At 56.2% G+C, this 15,722-nt stretch carries 15 protein-coding genes, 1 tRNA gene and 1 riboswitch; of the genes, 8 read left to right on the forward strand and 8 right to left on the reverse strand.

Features of this window, described 5'->3' with window-relative positions:
• Window positions 1-17: 17 nt before the first annotated feature.
• On the reverse strand, window positions 18-917 hold the full coding sequence (locus AAAH10_RS07530) for a LysR family transcriptional regulator (RefSeq protein WP_343562161.1): 900 nt from the start codon (window positions 915-917) through the stop codon (window positions 18-20).
• Between the two features lie 103 nt (window positions 918-1,020).
• On the opposite strand from AAAH10_RS07530, the gene AAAH10_RS07535 reads away from it, so the two are divergent.
• Complete coding sequence (locus AAAH10_RS07535) at window positions 1,021-2,130, forward strand: NADH:flavin oxidoreductase (protein ID WP_343562163.1); 1,110 nt, start codon at window positions 1,021-1,023, stop codon at window positions 2,128-2,130.
• A 42-nt stretch (window positions 2,131-2,172) separates the two neighbouring features.
• Here AAAH10_RS07535 and AAAH10_RS07540 read toward each other — a convergent pair whose 3' ends face one another.
• Together AAAH10_RS07540 and AAAH10_RS07545 are read right to left on the reverse strand one after the other, a co-directional pair.
• Window positions 2,173-2,988, reverse strand: coding sequence for a citryl-CoA lyase (locus AAAH10_RS07540; RefSeq protein WP_343562165.1), 816 nt, complete (start codon window positions 2,986-2,988; stop codon window positions 2,173-2,175).
• Window positions 2,985-4,178: a CaiB/BaiF CoA transferase family protein gene (locus AAAH10_RS07545; RefSeq protein WP_343562167.1), complete on the reverse strand. Its 1,194-nt coding sequence runs from the start codon at window positions 4,176-4,178 to the stop codon at window positions 2,985-2,987. Before AAAH10_RS07545 ends, AAAH10_RS07540 begins: the two co-directional genes overlap by 4 nt.
• Before the next feature lie 110 nt (window positions 4,179-4,288).
• Between AAAH10_RS07545 and AAAH10_RS07550 the strand changes: the two genes are divergently transcribed.
• A complete protein-coding gene (locus AAAH10_RS07550; RefSeq protein WP_343562169.1) occupies window positions 4,289-4,978 on the forward strand; it encodes an IclR family transcriptional regulator in 690 nt (229 codons plus the stop codon).
• A gap of 94 nt (window positions 4,979-5,072) precedes the next feature.
• On the forward strand, window positions 5,073-6,161 hold the full coding sequence (locus tag AAAH10_RS07555) for an MBL fold metallo-hydrolase (RefSeq protein ID WP_343562171.1): 1,089 nt from the start codon (window positions 5,073-5,075) through the stop codon (window positions 6,159-6,161).
• Between the two features lie 39 nt (window positions 6,162-6,200).
• Here AAAH10_RS07555 and AAAH10_RS07560 read toward each other — a convergent pair.
• Both AAAH10_RS07560 and AAAH10_RS07565 read right to left on the reverse strand, forming a co-directional pair.
• Window positions 6,201-6,275 (reverse strand) — tRNA-Val (locus AAAH10_RS07560).
• Window positions 6,276-6,408: 133 nt separating this feature from the next.
• Window positions 6,409-6,825: a response regulator gene (locus AAAH10_RS07565; RefSeq protein WP_343562173.1), complete on the reverse strand. Its 417-nt coding sequence runs from the start codon at window positions 6,823-6,825 to the stop codon at window positions 6,409-6,411.
• 172 nt (window positions 6,826-6,997) lie between these two features.
• Here AAAH10_RS07565 and AAAH10_RS07570 point away from each other — a divergent pair, with 172 nt between their 5' ends.
• The 5 genes from AAAH10_RS07570 (at window position 6,998) to AAAH10_RS07590 (ending at window position 12,179) form a co-directional block, all read left to right on the forward strand.
• The gene (locus AAAH10_RS07570) at window positions 6,998-7,978 is read left to right on the forward strand and encodes an N-formylglutamate amidohydrolase (RefSeq protein WP_343562175.1); all 981 of its coding nucleotides are present in this window, start codon (window positions 6,998-7,000) and stop codon (window positions 7,976-7,978) included.
• A 62-nt stretch (window positions 7,979-8,040) separates the two neighbouring features.
• The gene (locus tag AAAH10_RS07575; protein ID WP_343562176.1) at window positions 8,041-8,589 is read left to right on the forward strand and encodes a GNAT family N-acetyltransferase; all 549 of its coding nucleotides are present in this window, start codon (window positions 8,041-8,043) and stop codon (window positions 8,587-8,589) included.
• 65 nt (window positions 8,590-8,654) lie between these two features.
• A complete protein-coding gene (locus AAAH10_RS07580; protein ID WP_343562178.1) occupies window positions 8,655-9,620 on the forward strand; it encodes a lysozyme family protein in 966 nt (321 codons plus the stop codon).
• A gap of 140 nt (window positions 9,621-9,760) precedes the next feature.
• A riboswitch (cobalamin riboswitch) is annotated at window positions 9,761-9,977 on the forward strand.
• Between the two features lie 35 nt (window positions 9,978-10,012).
• Window positions 10,013-10,570 (forward strand): hypothetical protein, encoded by a 558-nt coding sequence (locus AAAH10_RS07585; RefSeq protein WP_343562180.1) that lies wholly within the window; start codon window positions 10,013-10,015, stop codon window positions 10,568-10,570.
• Between the two features lie 211 nt (window positions 10,571-10,781).
• Entirely contained in the window at window positions 10,782-12,179 is a 1,398-nt protein-coding gene (locus AAAH10_RS07590) for an MATE family efflux transporter (RefSeq protein ID WP_343562182.1), read from the forward strand.
• A gap of 2 nt (window positions 12,180-12,181) precedes the next feature.
• Here the strand turns inward: AAAH10_RS07590 and AAAH10_RS07595 are convergent, their stop codons facing one another.
• The 3 genes from AAAH10_RS07595 to AAAH10_RS07605 form a co-directional block, all read right to left on the reverse strand.
• Window positions 12,182-13,804 carry a sensor histidine kinase gene (locus AAAH10_RS07595; protein WP_343562184.1) on the reverse strand — a complete coding sequence of 541 codons (1,623 nt, stop codon included), beginning with the start codon at window positions 13,802-13,804 and terminating at the stop codon, window positions 12,182-12,184.
• 78 nt (window positions 13,805-13,882) lie between these two features.
• A complete protein-coding gene (locus tag AAAH10_RS07600; RefSeq protein WP_343562186.1) occupies window positions 13,883-14,740 on the reverse strand; it encodes a response regulator transcription factor in 858 nt (285 codons plus the stop codon).
• Complete coding sequence (locus tag AAAH10_RS07605) at window positions 14,737-15,696, reverse strand: hypothetical protein (RefSeq protein WP_343562187.1); 960 nt, start codon at window positions 15,694-15,696, stop codon at window positions 14,737-14,739. The genes AAAH10_RS07600 and AAAH10_RS07605 overlap by 4 nt, the downstream gene beginning before the upstream one ends.
• Window positions 15,697-15,722 lie beyond the last annotated feature (26 nt).

Here is a 15,722-nt window from a genome sequence, read left to right on the forward strand (position 1 = left end):
TTTTCCCTGCATCACAATCATGACAGCCTGTCCCGCAGGAAGTCCCAGAAGACCCTCGTCCGTGCAGGCAGGTATTTCGTCGGCGCCCTCAAGGCATAGAGGTAAAAGGGATCAGCATCCCCGGCAAAGGGGAGAGAGACAACCCTGCCCTCTTCAATGTCTCCCGCCACAACGGGATAAGGCAGGAAGGCCACGCCACCATGCGCCAGAAGAACAGTCCGGATCAGATAGCTGGTGTTCATGAAGGAACAGTTTGAATGCCTGAAGGCAACAGTGTGTTCTTCCTGTCTCAACTCCCAGATATTCACACCGTTTCCCCTGTTTCCCGAAAAGACGAGACAGTGGTGTTCAGCCAGATCCTCCACTGTTTCCAGCGTCGGCGCGGAAGCCAGATATTCCGGCGTTGCGCAGAGAACCCGCGGCACCGTCTGCAGTTTTCGGGCAATCAGCCCACTGTCAGGAAGGGAGCGGGTGATGCGCATCACAACATCAAACTGCTCGCAGTAGAGATCGGAAAATTCATCGCTGACCGTCACGTTGAGCCTGACCTTCGGATAAAGCGCCCTGAAATCAGCAATGATCGGCCCCATAAACTGGAAAGCAACGATGGAGGGAATGTTCAGGCACAGCGAGCCGAAAACCCCTTCGGAGCTTTCACGCATGGATTTCTCCAGCCCGTCGATATCCTCCACAATTGATGAAGCCAGTTGCAGGCACTGCTGTCCTGACGGCGTCAGACGCAGGGAGCGTGTGGAGCGCACAACAAGAGCCGAGCCCAGATGTTCCTCCAGTCTGGAGATTGAACGGGCCACCCAGGCCGGCGTCACACCCAGTTGACGGGCCGCAGCAGAAAAGCTGCCCTGCTCAACAACCACGCAGAAGATTTTCAGGGTTTCAGCGATATTGAATTGCGCCACATTACACCACTATTCGTAAAAAATGTTTCAAGAAAAGGCATTATATACAAACAAACAGGAAAAAATAAACTGGCTTCAGCTTTTCTCTGAAAGGAATGAACCCATGAGCCATCCTGTCTTATTTTCCCCCTCAAATCTCGGGAGTCTTCCCCTCAAAAACCGGACTCTTGTTGCTCCGATGACCCGCATCAGCGCCTTGCCGTCCGGCGAGGTGGGTCCCTTGATGAGCGACTATTACAAGGCCTTTGCCGATGGAGGATTTGCCGCCGTCATTACAGAAGGGGTCTATACAGACGAACTCTATTCCCAGGGATACCGGAACCAGTCCGGCATCGCCAATCAAACCCAGGCTGAAAGCTGGAAACCGCTGATCCGGACCGTTCAGGAATCCGGTGCAAAAGTGATCATGCAGCTGATGCATGCCGGCGCTCTGTCCCAGCACAACCGTTTCAGCTCTGAAACCGCTGCTCCCAGTGCGTTTCAGCCCATGGGCGAGCAGCTCGAAATCTATCATGGCAAGGGAGGATATGCCTTGCCCAAAGCGCTTTCCGCTGACGACATCAAAGATGTTGTTCAGGGCTTCACGGATGCTGCGCGTCGCGCTCAGGATGCCGGTGTCGACGGACTGGAGATCCACGGAGCCAATGGTTACCTCCTCGATCAGTTTGCAACGGATTACAGCAATCTGCGCAGCGATCACTACGGCGGTTCCGTTGCCAATCGCATCCGCCTGACCTGCGAGATCACAGCAGCCGTGCGGGAGGCTGCCGGAAAGGATTTCACTCTTGGTGTGCGCATCTCCCAGGCCAAGGTCAACAATTACGACCATCGCTGGGCCGGTGCCGAAGACGATGCAAAGCTCATCTTCTCGGGCCTTGCCGAAGCCGGAGCCTCCTTCCTGCACACAACCGAACACCACGGAGATCAGCCGGCCTTCGGGCAGGAAGGCGGTCAAACACTCGCTGCTCTGGCGAAGGCCTTCTCGGGACTGCCCGTTATCGCCAACGGCAAGCTTGACGAACCGGATCGGGCTGAAGCCCTGCTTGCAGCCGGAAAGGCTGATTTTGTCTCCATCGGCAAAGCCGCACTGGCAGCCCCCGACTGGCCCGAGCGGGTTCTTCAGGACAGGCCCCGTCCGGAATTCGATTTCGGCTTGCTGTCACCGATTGCGGATATCGGGAACTCCCTGCGTTTTCACAACACACAAAGTTAAGAAAATGCGACCCCGGCCCTGCCTTCAAAGCAGGGCCGTTTCTCACTCCCCAATGGGATTGGGGCCATCATAGCTCCAGCGATAGGCTGGCGGCGTCGGGCCCTTGTTCCGTCCGCCCTGCTGCATCTGCTCCCAGGCGTGAGACATCACCCCCACAGAGCGTGACAGGCAGAAAAGACCACGGGCCAACGGGCCTTCAAAACCGAGCTCGGCATAGATCACAGCCGTTGCACCATCAATATTCATGGGCACGGGCTTGCCCTTGCGCTCGTTCAAAAGCAGCTGAAGGGCCCGCCCGATCCCGGCATAACGCCCGGAGACGACCCCGGCTTTGGCAGCCTCATCCACAAGCCCCAGCAAACGGGGTGCTCTCGGGTCTTCCGGCTTGTGGAAACGGTGTCCGAACCCCGGAACGAAAACCGTGCGTTCTGTCTGCCATCTGTCGACCATCCGCGCGGTGGCTTCCTCCAGAGACAGCCCTCCCGCAACGGCCTGATCAATCCAGTTGAAAAGCTCGACCGCCTGCTCTCCTGCTCCGCCGTGGACATCATCCAGCATGTTTACAGCAGAAGCCATGGCACCATTGAGGCCCAAACCACAGGTAACAGCCATACGAGCGGTCGCAATGGAAGGAGCCTGTGGTCCGTGATCCACCGCTGCAACCAAGGCGCATTCCAGTAGTCTGGCCTGCTCGACAGAAGGCAACTCGCCCCGGGTCATCAGCCAGATCATCTGCGGAAAGCTCACCTGCCCGATCAGATCTTCAACGGGATGCCCCCGAAAACGGATCTGCCCCGGTCTCATGTCGATGATTGATGTCGTCCACCAGTCCGCAACATCACTGCCCTGTCCATTCATAAGGCTCCTCCTTCCTTCAAATTCCGGAGTTCCTGACGGGACACACCCAGTTCCATCCAGATTTCGTCGTTGTGTTGTCCCAGCTCGGGAGGCGGGCTTTCAACGCCCGGAGCCTTTCCATCCAGCTTGACCCCCGTTGTCACGATTTCAATATCCCGTCCGACACCGGGGACATTCTCAAAACTGGCCAGGAAGCCGCGCTCTGCGATCTGCGGCATTTCCAGCACTTCCGGCACGGAAAGAACAGCGCCGGCGGGGACACCGATCCGGTTGAGTTCCTTCGCCCAGTCCCGCGCCGGACGGGTTTTCAGAACCGCTTCCAGCTCTGCCTTGAGCGCCAGACGGTTATTTTTGCGCTCTTCACGGCTTGCGTATTCCGGCCGGTCACGAAGCGCCTGCAAGCCCAGATGATCCGTAAGCAGGACCCACTGCTCGTCCTTGTTTGCTGCAATATTCAAAAGACCACCCCCGGCTTCAAAGGCACCCGATGGCGCAGAGGTCGGGTTCTCATTGCCCTGCGCAGACGGTTCAACCCCGGCAATCAGATAGTTCGACACCGTCCAGCCCATTGTCGCCAGCACAGATTCCAGCATGGAAACATCCAGAAAAGCTCCTCTGGGCCGGGCGTTCAGAGCGGCCGCAATAGCAAAGGCTGCCGTCATCCCGCCAATGGTGTCCGCAATGGGATAGCCGACCCGCAGGGGAGCAGACTGCGCATCCCCTGTCACAGACATCACTCCGGACGCGCCCTGGATGATCTGGTCATAGGCCGGACGATGCACCCAGGGACCGTCCTGCCCGAAGCCGGAAATTGCACAATAGACGAGTTCGGGATGCAACGCCCCGAGAACGTCATAACCCACGCCGAGACGGTTCATTACGCCGGGGCGAAAGTTCTCGACCACGACATCTGCCGTTTTCACCAGTCGCTTGAAAAGGGGCTTCCCGTCAGGATTCTTCAAATTCACGGTCACGGATTTCTTTCCGGCATTCTGTGCCAGAAAGGAAACCCCCATGTTTTTTGCATTCAACGCGGGATCGGCACCGAGCTGGCGCGCAAGATCGCCCCGCCCGGCAGCTTCCACCTTGATCACCTCGGCACCGAAGTGAACCAGTTGATGGCAACAAAAAGGCCCGGCCAGAACATTTGTCAGGTCCAGAACCCGAATTCCCTCCAGCATTTTCGCCATGGCATTTCATCCTCACTCAGACAATCGTTCTACTAGACAGAATATAGTTCTATTTAGTAGAATTTTGCGAAAATCAACATGCCTTGTCAAATCCACCGGAGTCCCGATCCTTGTCCCCAGCAGAACCCAAAGGCGTTGAAGCCGTTGAACGCGCGCTCTCCATTCTCGACAGCTTTGATCGGGAAACAGCCGAACTGTCTCTGGCAGAGCTTTCCAAACGGACAGGCTTTTACAAAAGCACCATCCTCAGGCTCGCCGTGTCACTGGAGCGCTTTGGTTATCTTTCCAGACAACCTTCCGGAACCTTTGTTCTCGGTTCATCACTCGGGCGTCTTGGGGAACTCTATCGAAAGAACTTCGACCTCAACACGATGATCCGCGCAGAACTTGAACAGCTGTCGCGTAGCACAGGGGAAACGGCGTCCTTTTACGTACGGGACAAAGCACAGCGGATTTGCCTGTTGCGCAGCGAGCCGGATCGCTCCATTCGCCACAGCATCACCGAAGGCACGACACTGCCCCTTGAATGCGGTGCCAGCGGCAAGGTGCTGCTCGCTTTCTCGCCAGACCCGGAAGAAGGCGGGGAAGCCGTCCGCCAGACAGGTCATGCCCACTCCGAGGGCGAACGTGATCCCGACGTTGCCTCGATTGCCCTGCCGCTTCTCTCCGGCTCGGGAAAACTGGTCGGGGCTCTCGCCCTGTCCGGGCCAGTCACACGCTTTACCCGTGATCGTCAGCAGGAGCTTTTGTGCCTGCTGCAGGCTTCCCGTCAGGAGCTGGAAAGCCGGATCGCGGAATAAGGGGAGTTGATCCGCCACCCTTTCTTTCCAATATATAGCCAATTGTGTTCAGACTGACCCGCGGTCAGCTCCAACCGGAAAGAAAAAGATTTTCATGCGCAAGCTCCTGCTTCCTGCCCTTTTCTCCATGATCACGGGCTGCTCCATCGCCAGCGAGGCTGACAAGGCCTTCGACCCCACAGCCCCCAAGGCCCATCACACGGAAAACGGCTTCCGCAATCTCTATTTCGATGACAACAAAAAGGCCGGTTTCTTTAACTTCTGGTTTGATGTCCGCTTCAAGGAAAAATGGCCGGATGCCGAAGCTCTTGCAGAAAGCCCTCCGATCCCCCGTCAGGAGGTTGACCTTGAGCGTGTCAAAAATCCCGACCCGGCTGAAGTACAGGTCACCTGGGTGGGGCATTCCACCTTTCTGATCCAGCACGATGGCCTGAACATTCTGACAGACCCGATCTTTTCAGAACGCGCCTCGCCCTTCTCCTTTGCAGGCCCGAAGCGTTACACCAAACCTGCCATCACCCTCGAAGACCTGCCGAGGATCGATGCCGTTGTGATCAGCCACAATCACTACGACCACATGGACAACGAAACCATCCGCGCACTTGGCAATGGTCCGGTCTGGTATGTTCCACTCAAAAACAGGGAACTTCTGGAAGACGAAAACGTCACCAATGTTGTTGAGCTTGACTGGTGGGAAGAGCATGATTTCGGACAGGTCCGCTTTACCCTGACCCCGACCCAGCACTGGTCTGCCCGCGGGCTCTTTGACCGCTACGAATCCCTCTGGGGCTCCTGGGCGATCAAATTTACGAACACTGAGGCCAATCTCTGGTTCGGAGGCGACACGGGCTACAACGACGTCCAGTTCAAGCAGATCGGCGACAGGCTCGGCCCGTTTGACCTCTCCCTGATTCCGATCGGGGCCTACGCTCCACGCTGGTTCATGAAGGCTTCACACGTCGACCCGGTTGATGCCGTGAACATTCACAAAGACATCCTGTCGCGCAACTCCATCGGCATGCACTGGGGCACCTTTGTCCTGACCAGCGAACCCGTCACCGAACCGCCGGAAGCCCTGTCCAGCGCCCTCAGGGACGCCGAACTTTCCGAAAAAAGCTTCACAACCCTGCCGATCGGCGGAACCCGCGGCTACTTTCCACAAAAGGAAATTGTCTCGGAGTGACAAAACGACAAAACCCCAAGGTTTCCCTTGGGGTTTTGATGGTGGGCGTAACTGGGATTGAACCAGTGACCCCTTCGATGTCAACGAAGTGCTCTCCCGCTGAGCTATACGCCCTGAAAACCGTTTGTTTGCAGTCGCTTTCGATTGAAAGTCAGGCTCAACTGCGCCGGTGGAGATGGAAGTACCAAAAGCAAAATGGCTTTGCAAGACCCTTTATACAGGATTCCCGCATAAAGATGACAGTTTTTTAGACCGGCTCCTGTTCTCCGGTATGAAAAAGAGCCGGATTGCGGCGTTTGAGCTGCTCTTCGACAGCCTCGACAATATCTTTGAGATGAAAGGGCTTGGAGAGAACCCTTGCATCCTGAACAGCCCGGTGACTGTCCAGCTTCTGGGCCTGACGGATCGGCACAGCCGAAAAGCCCGTGATAAACATGATCGAAGTTTCCGGATAAAGATCCGCAACAAAACGGGCCAGTTCCATTCCATCCACACCCGGCATCACCAGATCTGTCAAAAGCAGATCAAAGGCAACGCCAGTCAGCATGCCCATGGCTTCAGAGCCATCGGATGCCGTGCAGACATCATGACCATTTTTTTCGAGTAATCTTGCGATATAACGGCGCAAGGACTCATCGTCCTCGGCCAGTAAAATTCTAGCCATAGCTCCCCCAAAGCCTGTCTTTCGGGCCCCCGTAAACCTTCCCCAAGGCCTGCCCGTATCTTTTTGTAACGTTTTTCTGCTGGGATTTCAAAGACCTCTTGTTTAAAATTACAGACGGAATGCAGGTTAAAACTGCAAAACCTGTAATTTTTCTGGAAATAAAGACTTCGAAATGAATCAGTCCAGCTCATCTCCGGCTTCCATAGCACGTCCCTTCACCAAAAGGGAAGATGCCTTGGCTCTTTACCGTCCGGAAGAGCTGAAACATCCCCTGATTCTCTCCTGCCCCCACAGCGGAAGGACCTATCCGGACAGCTTCCTGACACAGTCCTGTCTGAACAGCTATTCCATTCGCCGTTCGGAAGACGCCTATGTCGACCGGATGCTCAAACCCATGGTAGAGGCAAACGCTCTGGCCATGGTCCAGGCTCTTTTCCCGAGGGCCTACGTCGATGTGAACCGCGAGGAACTGGAACTTGATCCAGCCATGTTCAGCGATCCCCTTCCGGAAAGAGCAAACACAACCAGCCCGCGGGTCAATGCCGGACTGGGCACTGTTCCCCGCAGCGTCAGCACCCACATTGATATCTACGACAAGCCCCTGCCCTATGCCGAGGCACAGGCCAGACTGGAAGACTGCTACCGTCCCTATCATCAGGCCCTGGATAACCTGATCAGGGAAGCACAGGCCGATTTCGGTTACTGTATTGTTCTCGATTGCCACTCCATGCCCGGCCTCAATCTGCCCGGCATGAACTCTGCCTTCCGGCAACTGAACCCCTTCGCCCCCCGGCAAGCCGCAAACAGGACCAGCCTTTCACTGGATTTTGTGCTGGGCGACCGCTTTGGAACCAGCTGCCATGATGCTGTCTCTTCCTCCGCACAGGAACGACTCGCAACCTGCGGCTTTAATGTTCTGCACAACACGCCCTATGCCGGGGGTTACATCACACGCCATTACGGCGCACCCTCCAAGGGAGTTCACCTGCTCCAGATCGAGATTTCCAGACAGCTTTACATGGACGAAAACACACTGGAGCCAACATCCGGCATGCAATCGGTCGAGCAGGCTCTCAATGCCGTCATTGACTCGCTTCTGTCTCTGGATCCGGATGAGCTGGAACAGCTTGACTATCCGTTGGCCGGTCAATAGCAATAGAGAAACCGGCTCTGTACCGGAGCCCCTTTCCTCATCAGCATTTCTCGGATAGCCACATGTCCAGCGATTCTGTTTCCATTCGCCCCATGGTTTCTGCAGATTATCACGCCATCAGGGCCATCAATGCCTGGCATGTGGAAAACAGCACCGCTTCCTTTGAGGAACAACCGCCTTCCCTCGAAATCATCTCAGCCAAACTGGACGGACTGGAAGCGCAGGACTATCCGCGTTTTGTTGCGGAACGAAGCGATCAGAATGGCGGCAAAACTGTCATCGGCTATGCCTATGTTGCGCCCTATCACACCCGCCCGGCCTATCGCCACACTGTGGAAAACAGCATTTACCTTGCCCCCCGAGAAACCGGAAAGGGCATCGGCCGTGCACTCCTGCAAAGCCTGATCGTGGCCTGCAGCGAACCCTCAAATCGCGGTTATGACTTTGCCCGGATGCTGGCCCTGATCGGCGGTGTTGACAATGTCGCCTCCATCAGGCTGCACAAAGCACTTGGCTTCAAAAAAGTCGGATTACTGGAAAAGGTCGGATACAAGCATGACAAATGGCTCGACGTCATTGTGATGCAGCGCACTCTGAAAGCAACGGACTGATCCTCCCACACAGGAAATCTGGCACTGCATTTGCATAACATCTCCGGAATGAAACGGAGTCAGTCATGCAATCCCTGCCCATCCTTCCAGCGCAAACCCTGAAACACCTGACAGGCGGCCTTGTCTCCCTTGCCCTTGTCTGTGGTCTTGCGTTCCAGGCGAAGGCATCGGTCAACCCCGGACAAATCAAGCCATCTCTTGCCGATCCCCTTGCAGGCGCCCTGTCCCACGAAGCTGAACTCTGCCGCTCTGCCATTGATCAGGTCGAGCGGGACAACAAGATTCCCCTCTATCTCCTGCGCGCCATTTCCCTGGTTGAATCCGGGAAATGGGATGCCAAAAGCAAAAGCAGACAGGCCTGGCCCTGGACGGTCATGGCAGAAGGCAAGGGGCGATATCTTCCCAACAAGGCGGCAGCGATTGCCGAGGTGAAGAAACTGAAAGCCAAAGGCGTCCGGAATATCGATGTCGGCTGCATGCAGGTCAATCTTCACTACCACCCTGATGCCTTTGCCAATCTGGAAGAAGCTTTCGACCCTTACGCCAACGCACGCTACGCAGGCAATTTTTTACTCAATTTGAGAAAAGAAATGAGATCCTGGACCATGGCTGTCGGCCGCTACCATTCTGCAACGCCCAAATATGCCGGCCCCTATCGCCACAAGGCCATCAAGGCATGGCGGGGATTGCAGCAGGATGCGAACAGGCAGCGCCAGGAAATCATGCAGGTCGAAGCAGAGGAACGCCGCGCTGCTCTGAAAGCCAGACAGGAAGCCCAGAAACAGAAGACAACAGAAACCGGCAACAGGATCAAACCGCAGGCGCATCCATCACTGGCCCTTGCCCGCTCCGCTCACAATCCGGTCAGGCCATCCCGTGAAACAGCCGCAATCAGCTTCGAAACGGAAAACGCCCTGATCGGCAAGGCAGAAGTCGACGGAGAACTGCTGACGGTCGCTGAAAACCATGACGTGACTCCACAGCCAATCTACAGAAAAACGATCTCTGTCCGCACTCTTTTCGGCCACTGATCCGCGCGTTGAGCACCCGGGATAAAGCTACAATATCTTGTGTATTTTCCATGAAAAACACAGCTTGTAGTAGCCTTCCAGGCATTTTTCCTCACACCCGTCCCAAAAGCTGTGTTGACAGCACGGATTGAAAATCATAGTCTCAGGACACATCGCACGGTTTCCCTGTCAGGATCGCTTCTGACCGGGATGAAAAGGGAATTTGGTGCGAAGTCAGAAAGTCTGATTTCAACTCCAAAGCTGCCCCCGCAACTGTAGATGGCCAGCATTGATCAAAGTCCACTGGTTTTTCCGGGAAGGCGATCAAAGCGTTTACGAGCCATAAGCCAGGAGACCTGCCGCGCACTGTTTCAACCCATTTTTCCGGGCGGGGTGCACCGGTGGAGGCTTATATGAACGCGACAAGTGCCATTGCCGGCATGATGGACAGCCAACTGTCCCTGGATGATCTGAAAACTTCAGAATCCAAAGGTTTCTCTCTTTCCTTTTTGTCTGACAGCGAAAGCACAGCCGGGGGTTCTCTCTCCCTGTCTGCACGCTTGTGCCTTTTGGGGCAACGCTCTCTCAGCTCAGAAGAAGCAGATGTCTGGTTCCGGTCCGTACCGGAAGATCCGCGTGCAATCCTCCACCGTTCGCTGTTTGAAGACTTTTTTTCCACTCGCAACTCTCTGTGGAACAGCACCTTCAAGGCAGAAGATATTTTTGTCACATGGCTGCTGAGCCTTGCTGACGATCTTTCTCCGGCAAAGGCTGCGTCCAGGGTCCTCAAACTCCTCAGTGATGAGGGGCAGCATCATCGCCTGACCACCGAAGGTCAGCGTCTCAAAGGCTTTCTGGAAGAGACGCTGACCCTTTCGGGAAAACTCAATACCCTGGCCCGCAGACGCCGCGGCGGATCACGGTCCAACAACAAAACTACAAGACAAAAGCCCTCACAGCTCATGAATTGACCTCGCTGCATTCCCGTAATTCCCAGGGATGCAGCACTCAACAGGGGACAACACGATCGCTTCTCTCTCTTCTCTCTCTGATCGTGTTGTCCCCTCTTTTTTTGCCCGGGCTTTCGCAAAACCCCAAGCTGTAAAACAGGTCGCACTCACCTGAAAAAAGATGTAATTTGCAGATCCAACTCGCAAAGAACACTTTCAGGAATCCGCCACAATGTCAGAACAAACGCCTCAGGAGGCTGCAAACAGGACTGCGCAAACAGCTGGTTCTGCCAGCGATCTTGTCCCTCACAAAAAGGTTCTGTCATTGGGGATTCCCCTGATCATCACAACGCTGACAACACCATTACTGGGTCTTGTTGACACGGCAATTATGGGGCACCTGCCCGATGCAGCCTATCTGGGAGCCGTTGCAATCGGGACGGTTGTCTTCAATTTTCTGTTCTGGAGCTTCGGCTCCCTCCGCCTCAGCACCGTCGGCTTTTCGGCACAGGCTCTGGGTGCCGGAGACCAGATGGAACAGAAGGCCAGTCTTCTGCGCCCTCTTATCTCGGGACTTTGTATCGGCGTGGCTCTTGTTCTTTTGCAGTGGCCCCTGCTGACGGCAGGCCTCTGGCTTATGGGTGGAACAGAACAGGTGTCCGGCTTTGCCCGGGACTATGCAGAAATCCGCATCTGGGCTGCCCCCCTGACACTTGGGAACTATGCTCTGGTCGGCTGGTTCCTCGGGCGGGGACAAACCCGGACAACCCTTTTTCTCCAGGTCCTGATCAATCTGGTCAACATTGCCCTGAGCCTGCTGTTCGTCATTGAACTCAACATGACCATCAAGGGCGTCGCCTTTGCAACCGTTCTGGCCGAGGGCACCGGTTTTCTGGCCGGCCTTGTCATGGCCTTCCAAGGCCTGCGCAAAATCCGCCTCAGAACGGACTGGGCGCAGGTTCTTGAACGGGCCCGCCTGCTGGCGCTGGCAAAGGTCAATGGCGACATCTTTATCCGCTCGGCCTGTCTTGTGCTGTCCTTTGGCCTCTTCACAAAAATGGGGGCCAGCTTTGGCGAAGAGACACTTGCGGCCAATGCTGTGCTGATCCAGCTTGTCTATCTGGCGTCCTACGCTCTGGATGCCTTTGCACATGTTGCCGAAATCCTGACCGGCCAGGCCAAAGGTGCCAGAGACAGATCCCTGTTTGATGCCGCCGTGCGCCAGTCCAGTCTGTGGGCTGCCGGCACCTCGCTGGTCATTGCCCTGGCCTTCTGGTTTGGCGGTTCTGCAATCATCAGCCTTTTTACCAGCATCCCCGCAGTTCAAATCAATGCAGAGACATACCTGATCTGGGCGGCCATTTCACCTCTGGTTGGTGTGGCAAGCTATCAGCTCGATGGTGTTTTCACGGGAACAACCCAGACCTCGGCCCTGCGCAACGGCATGGTGCAGTCAGCCATCGTCTATGCTGTTTCTGCCCTTGTTCTGAGCCATTTTTACGGCAATCACGGCCTCTGGCTGGCCTTCAGCGGGTTCTTCGCCTTAAGGGCCCTGACACTTTTGCGCTATTATCCGACCTTGAGAAGCTCTATCGGAGCGGAAAACACACACAGCATAAAAGCCGCCTGAAATCAGGTGGCAACAGGCAGGGAAATCACCAGGGCAAGCCCCCCGTCCTTGCGGTTTTCCGCGTGCACTTCCCCGCCAATCGCCTCAATGTTCCTGCGGACAATCCACAAACCGATTCCCATATGCGGACTGCCGGTTGCTCCACTGCCCGGCGTTTGAGACCGGTAGGAAACATAGCGCTCGAAAATCCGCTCCAGTTCGCTATCCGGAACACCCGGCCCGCGATCCCGAACCGAAAGTTCCAGAGCCGAGCTCCCGCGTTTGGCCAGAGACAGGGAAACTGTCGTTGAAGGCGGAGAAACCTCAAGTGCATTGTCCAGAAGATTTTCCACAACCGTTTCAATCAGATCATCGCTGGCAAGAACGCTCTGCCCTTCCTCGATCTCCGCAACCAGCGAAACCTGCTGCGCAGAAAAGCGGGGGGCATAGGCCTCTGCCATCCGGGACAAGAGGGAGGACAGGGCAACCGTCTCCCGCGGGGGGACAACCAGATCTGCAGAGCTCTGATCAAGCCGGTGCGCTGTCGCCACCAGCGAGTCCAGCCGCTCCAGCGCTTCTGTGACAATTTGCAGGGCACGACGGCCGCGTGGATTGTCTTCGGAGACACTTCTTTGAAGCGGCTCCAGCGCCTGTCTCATGATGGCCAGCGGCGTCTTGAAGGCATGCGCATTGTCCTCTGCAGCAGCCTTGAGGTTGTTGGAGGACGCCTGAAGCGACTGGATCATATGGTCAAATTCGCGCGCAACAGGCTCGAGTTCCGGCACGCGGTTGTTTCGTGTAAAGGAAACCGCAGCCATATCCCCACCCTGCTGATGGCGGATGCGGCGCGCAAGATTTCGGAAACGGGTGAGATCACGCCAGACAGAGACAAAAATCCCCGTGGTCAGAAGCGCCAGCGCCACATAGATTGCCGCTGCAATCTGGACTTCGATGCTCTGCCAGTAAGGCCGACCAACCGACGATCCCAAAAAGACCTCTGCCGTCTGGGTGGAAATCAGAATCCAGCATCCTTCCTCCGTCTGCAGAGTCGACATGGATGTCAGAAGTTCCTCGGCACCATCAGGTCTCTGGTGGCGCAAAGCCCTGGCCCGGGCAAAGGCACAGCCTTCGGTCATACTCTCGAAGACACCACGCTCTTCAAGGCTTTGACGCTCCTGTTGCAGGTCCTCCATGGACAGGCGAGGCTCTGAGGCAACAAAGAAAAAGCCCTCATCACCACTCGGGCGGAAGAGGACCTTCACCCCCGCCTCGGGTGTTGCCACGCGCTCCAGGGCTTCGGGCAGGGCTGTCAGGGCAACGGGCTGGGACTGCTTCAGAACCGGGCGCAGACTCTCGGTCATCAGCCGTCCCTGTTCTTCCAGTGCAGCCAGCATGAGAACCTGACGGTCATCATCCGCTTCCCTGAACTGGCTGTAGACAATGACGGGAACAGCGACAAAGACCACAATGATCAGCGCAAGTTTCCCCATAAGGGAGCGCACGGCGAAGCCCGAAGACTCTGTGCGTTCCACACTTCGCCTTTTTCGCAAACCGTCTGCGGCAGAAGCATTTTTCCTTCTGCCTTTCTCTGTCTGCCTGCCCGTCATTTCCCGCCCCATCTCGCCGGTCAGGAAATCTCCGGACATTGCCTGCCCTTTGTCATCCCGCATGTTGTTTCCCCAAGCTGTCCCCACACAGCTGTTTCAAATAATCGCCGGCAATTCCTATTGCTGAGGCTGCCAGCGATACCCAAAGCCCGGATAGTTGTCGATCAGGGCAAAGGACTCATCAACATCGCGGAACTTCTTGCGAATGCGCTTGATGAAGGATCGGACATTTGCCTTGTAACCATCACTTCCATAGCCAGCGACGAAATCCTTGCCGTGAACCAGATCATAGATATCCCGATAGGTCACATCCCGACCGGCACGCGTGACCAGAAGACGGACAATCGCATATTCCGTCAGTGTCAGATCAAGCTGCGTTCCCTTCCAGAAGGCACGGTTGATGTCATCTCTCAGCTCCAGATCACCGAAACGGCCATGATTGACCGTCAGAACCTGCTCGACCTCGCCTGCCTCGGCCTGGGGTGCAGCGTCCTGCTGTGTCTGCCCCTTGCCCGCAACTGTAATCAGGCTCAGGCGCTGCAGAATGATGGACAGCCTGCGGGACTTGTCGATGAAATCCACAGCCCCCCATTTCAGGGCAGCTTCCTCGTAGATGTCATCGCTGAGCATGGTCAGAAAGATCACAGGATTGGGGCGCTGTGCTTCACGCAAGCGGCGCAGAACAGCAAGACCGTCCAGTCCCGGCATTCTCCAGTCCAGAAGGATCGGGTCCGGCGCAGGTTCGTTCAGCAGATGATCAAGGGCTTCCTGACCGGATGCAAAGGCCAGAACCTCGTAGCCTTCCTCTTCCAGATTCAAACCAAGGGATTCACGGAAAAGAGCATCATCATCAACCAGAACGACACGCGGTCTGTCCGGAACAGAAGATTTTCCATATTCACCTGACATCTTGAAGCTCTCCCTGCTGGTCTGTGACAAGGAACTGTAGTGTGCGGATCGTGCCATTCCAATCATTGTTCGGCATCCTCTTTTTGCGTTTCATCTTCACTGGCGGGATCTGCGTCTGTCTTTTCCTCCAGATCACCGGATGCATTTTCGCTCGGGGTCACATCATCCCCGTCATTTCCCCCGCTCTGCAAATCCCTCGCTCGCAGCTCTCTCAAAAAGGTGCGGTGATCCCGGACAACCGAGGCCACACAGGCCTCTTCAAAGGCCGCAGCCCTTTGCCCGTTTTCCTGTCCGTCTTCCGTTTCAGCAGCAACAACGGTTTCTTCCTGCGAGGCCCTTGCTTCAGCGGACATGTCCTCGGGTTCAAAAACCTCCAGCGTCAGGGCGCGAAACCTCAACTCCTGGACTTCCGATCCCGGTTGAAGCTCCCCGCCCTGTACGGCAATGGCTGCCTGCTCCAGCCGCGGGAAAAGATAGACGTTCAGCTTGCACAGATCCGTCTGATAGCTCCAGACCCTGGCCGGGTACTGCTCGCGAATTGAAACAGGCTGTCCCAGCATGGACAGCAACGCCCCGTAATCAGCCCCCACGAGGCCTTCTGCCGTTACAGGGATTTCCTCGACCGCTCCCTGCTCTGTCTGGGACAGTTCGGTAATGACAGTCTGGTGCACCTGCAAGCCCTCGGGCAGAAGACTGTCTCTCACTTCCTCGGGGCGTTCCGGGGCATCCGGACGCCTCTTTGGCACCAGCGGTAACACGACAACCTCTTCAGGTTTCTGCAGGTCTTCCAGCGCCTCCGGCCTTTGCGGGGCCGGTGCAGCCTCGACCTCCGGCTGCCCTCTGAGGGATTCGATCAGACTGCAGCCCCCCAGCAACAGAACCACTGTTCCGAGACAAAGGCCGCGCAGGGCCCGCCGGGCAGCATCCGGGCTGAAATTCATTGCAATGGCTGCACTGGAAAAGCGGATCAAATGCCCCTGCCGTTCTGAAAACAACCGGCTTTCTGTCACTCTGTTCTGCATTCCTGTTCCCGGACTCAAAGTTATCA

Source organism: Carbonatibacter coralli (assembly GCF_039592655.1).
Classification (GTDB): Bacteria; Pseudomonadota; Alphaproteobacteria; order Kiloniellales; family Kiloniellaceae; genus Carbonatibacter; species Carbonatibacter coralli.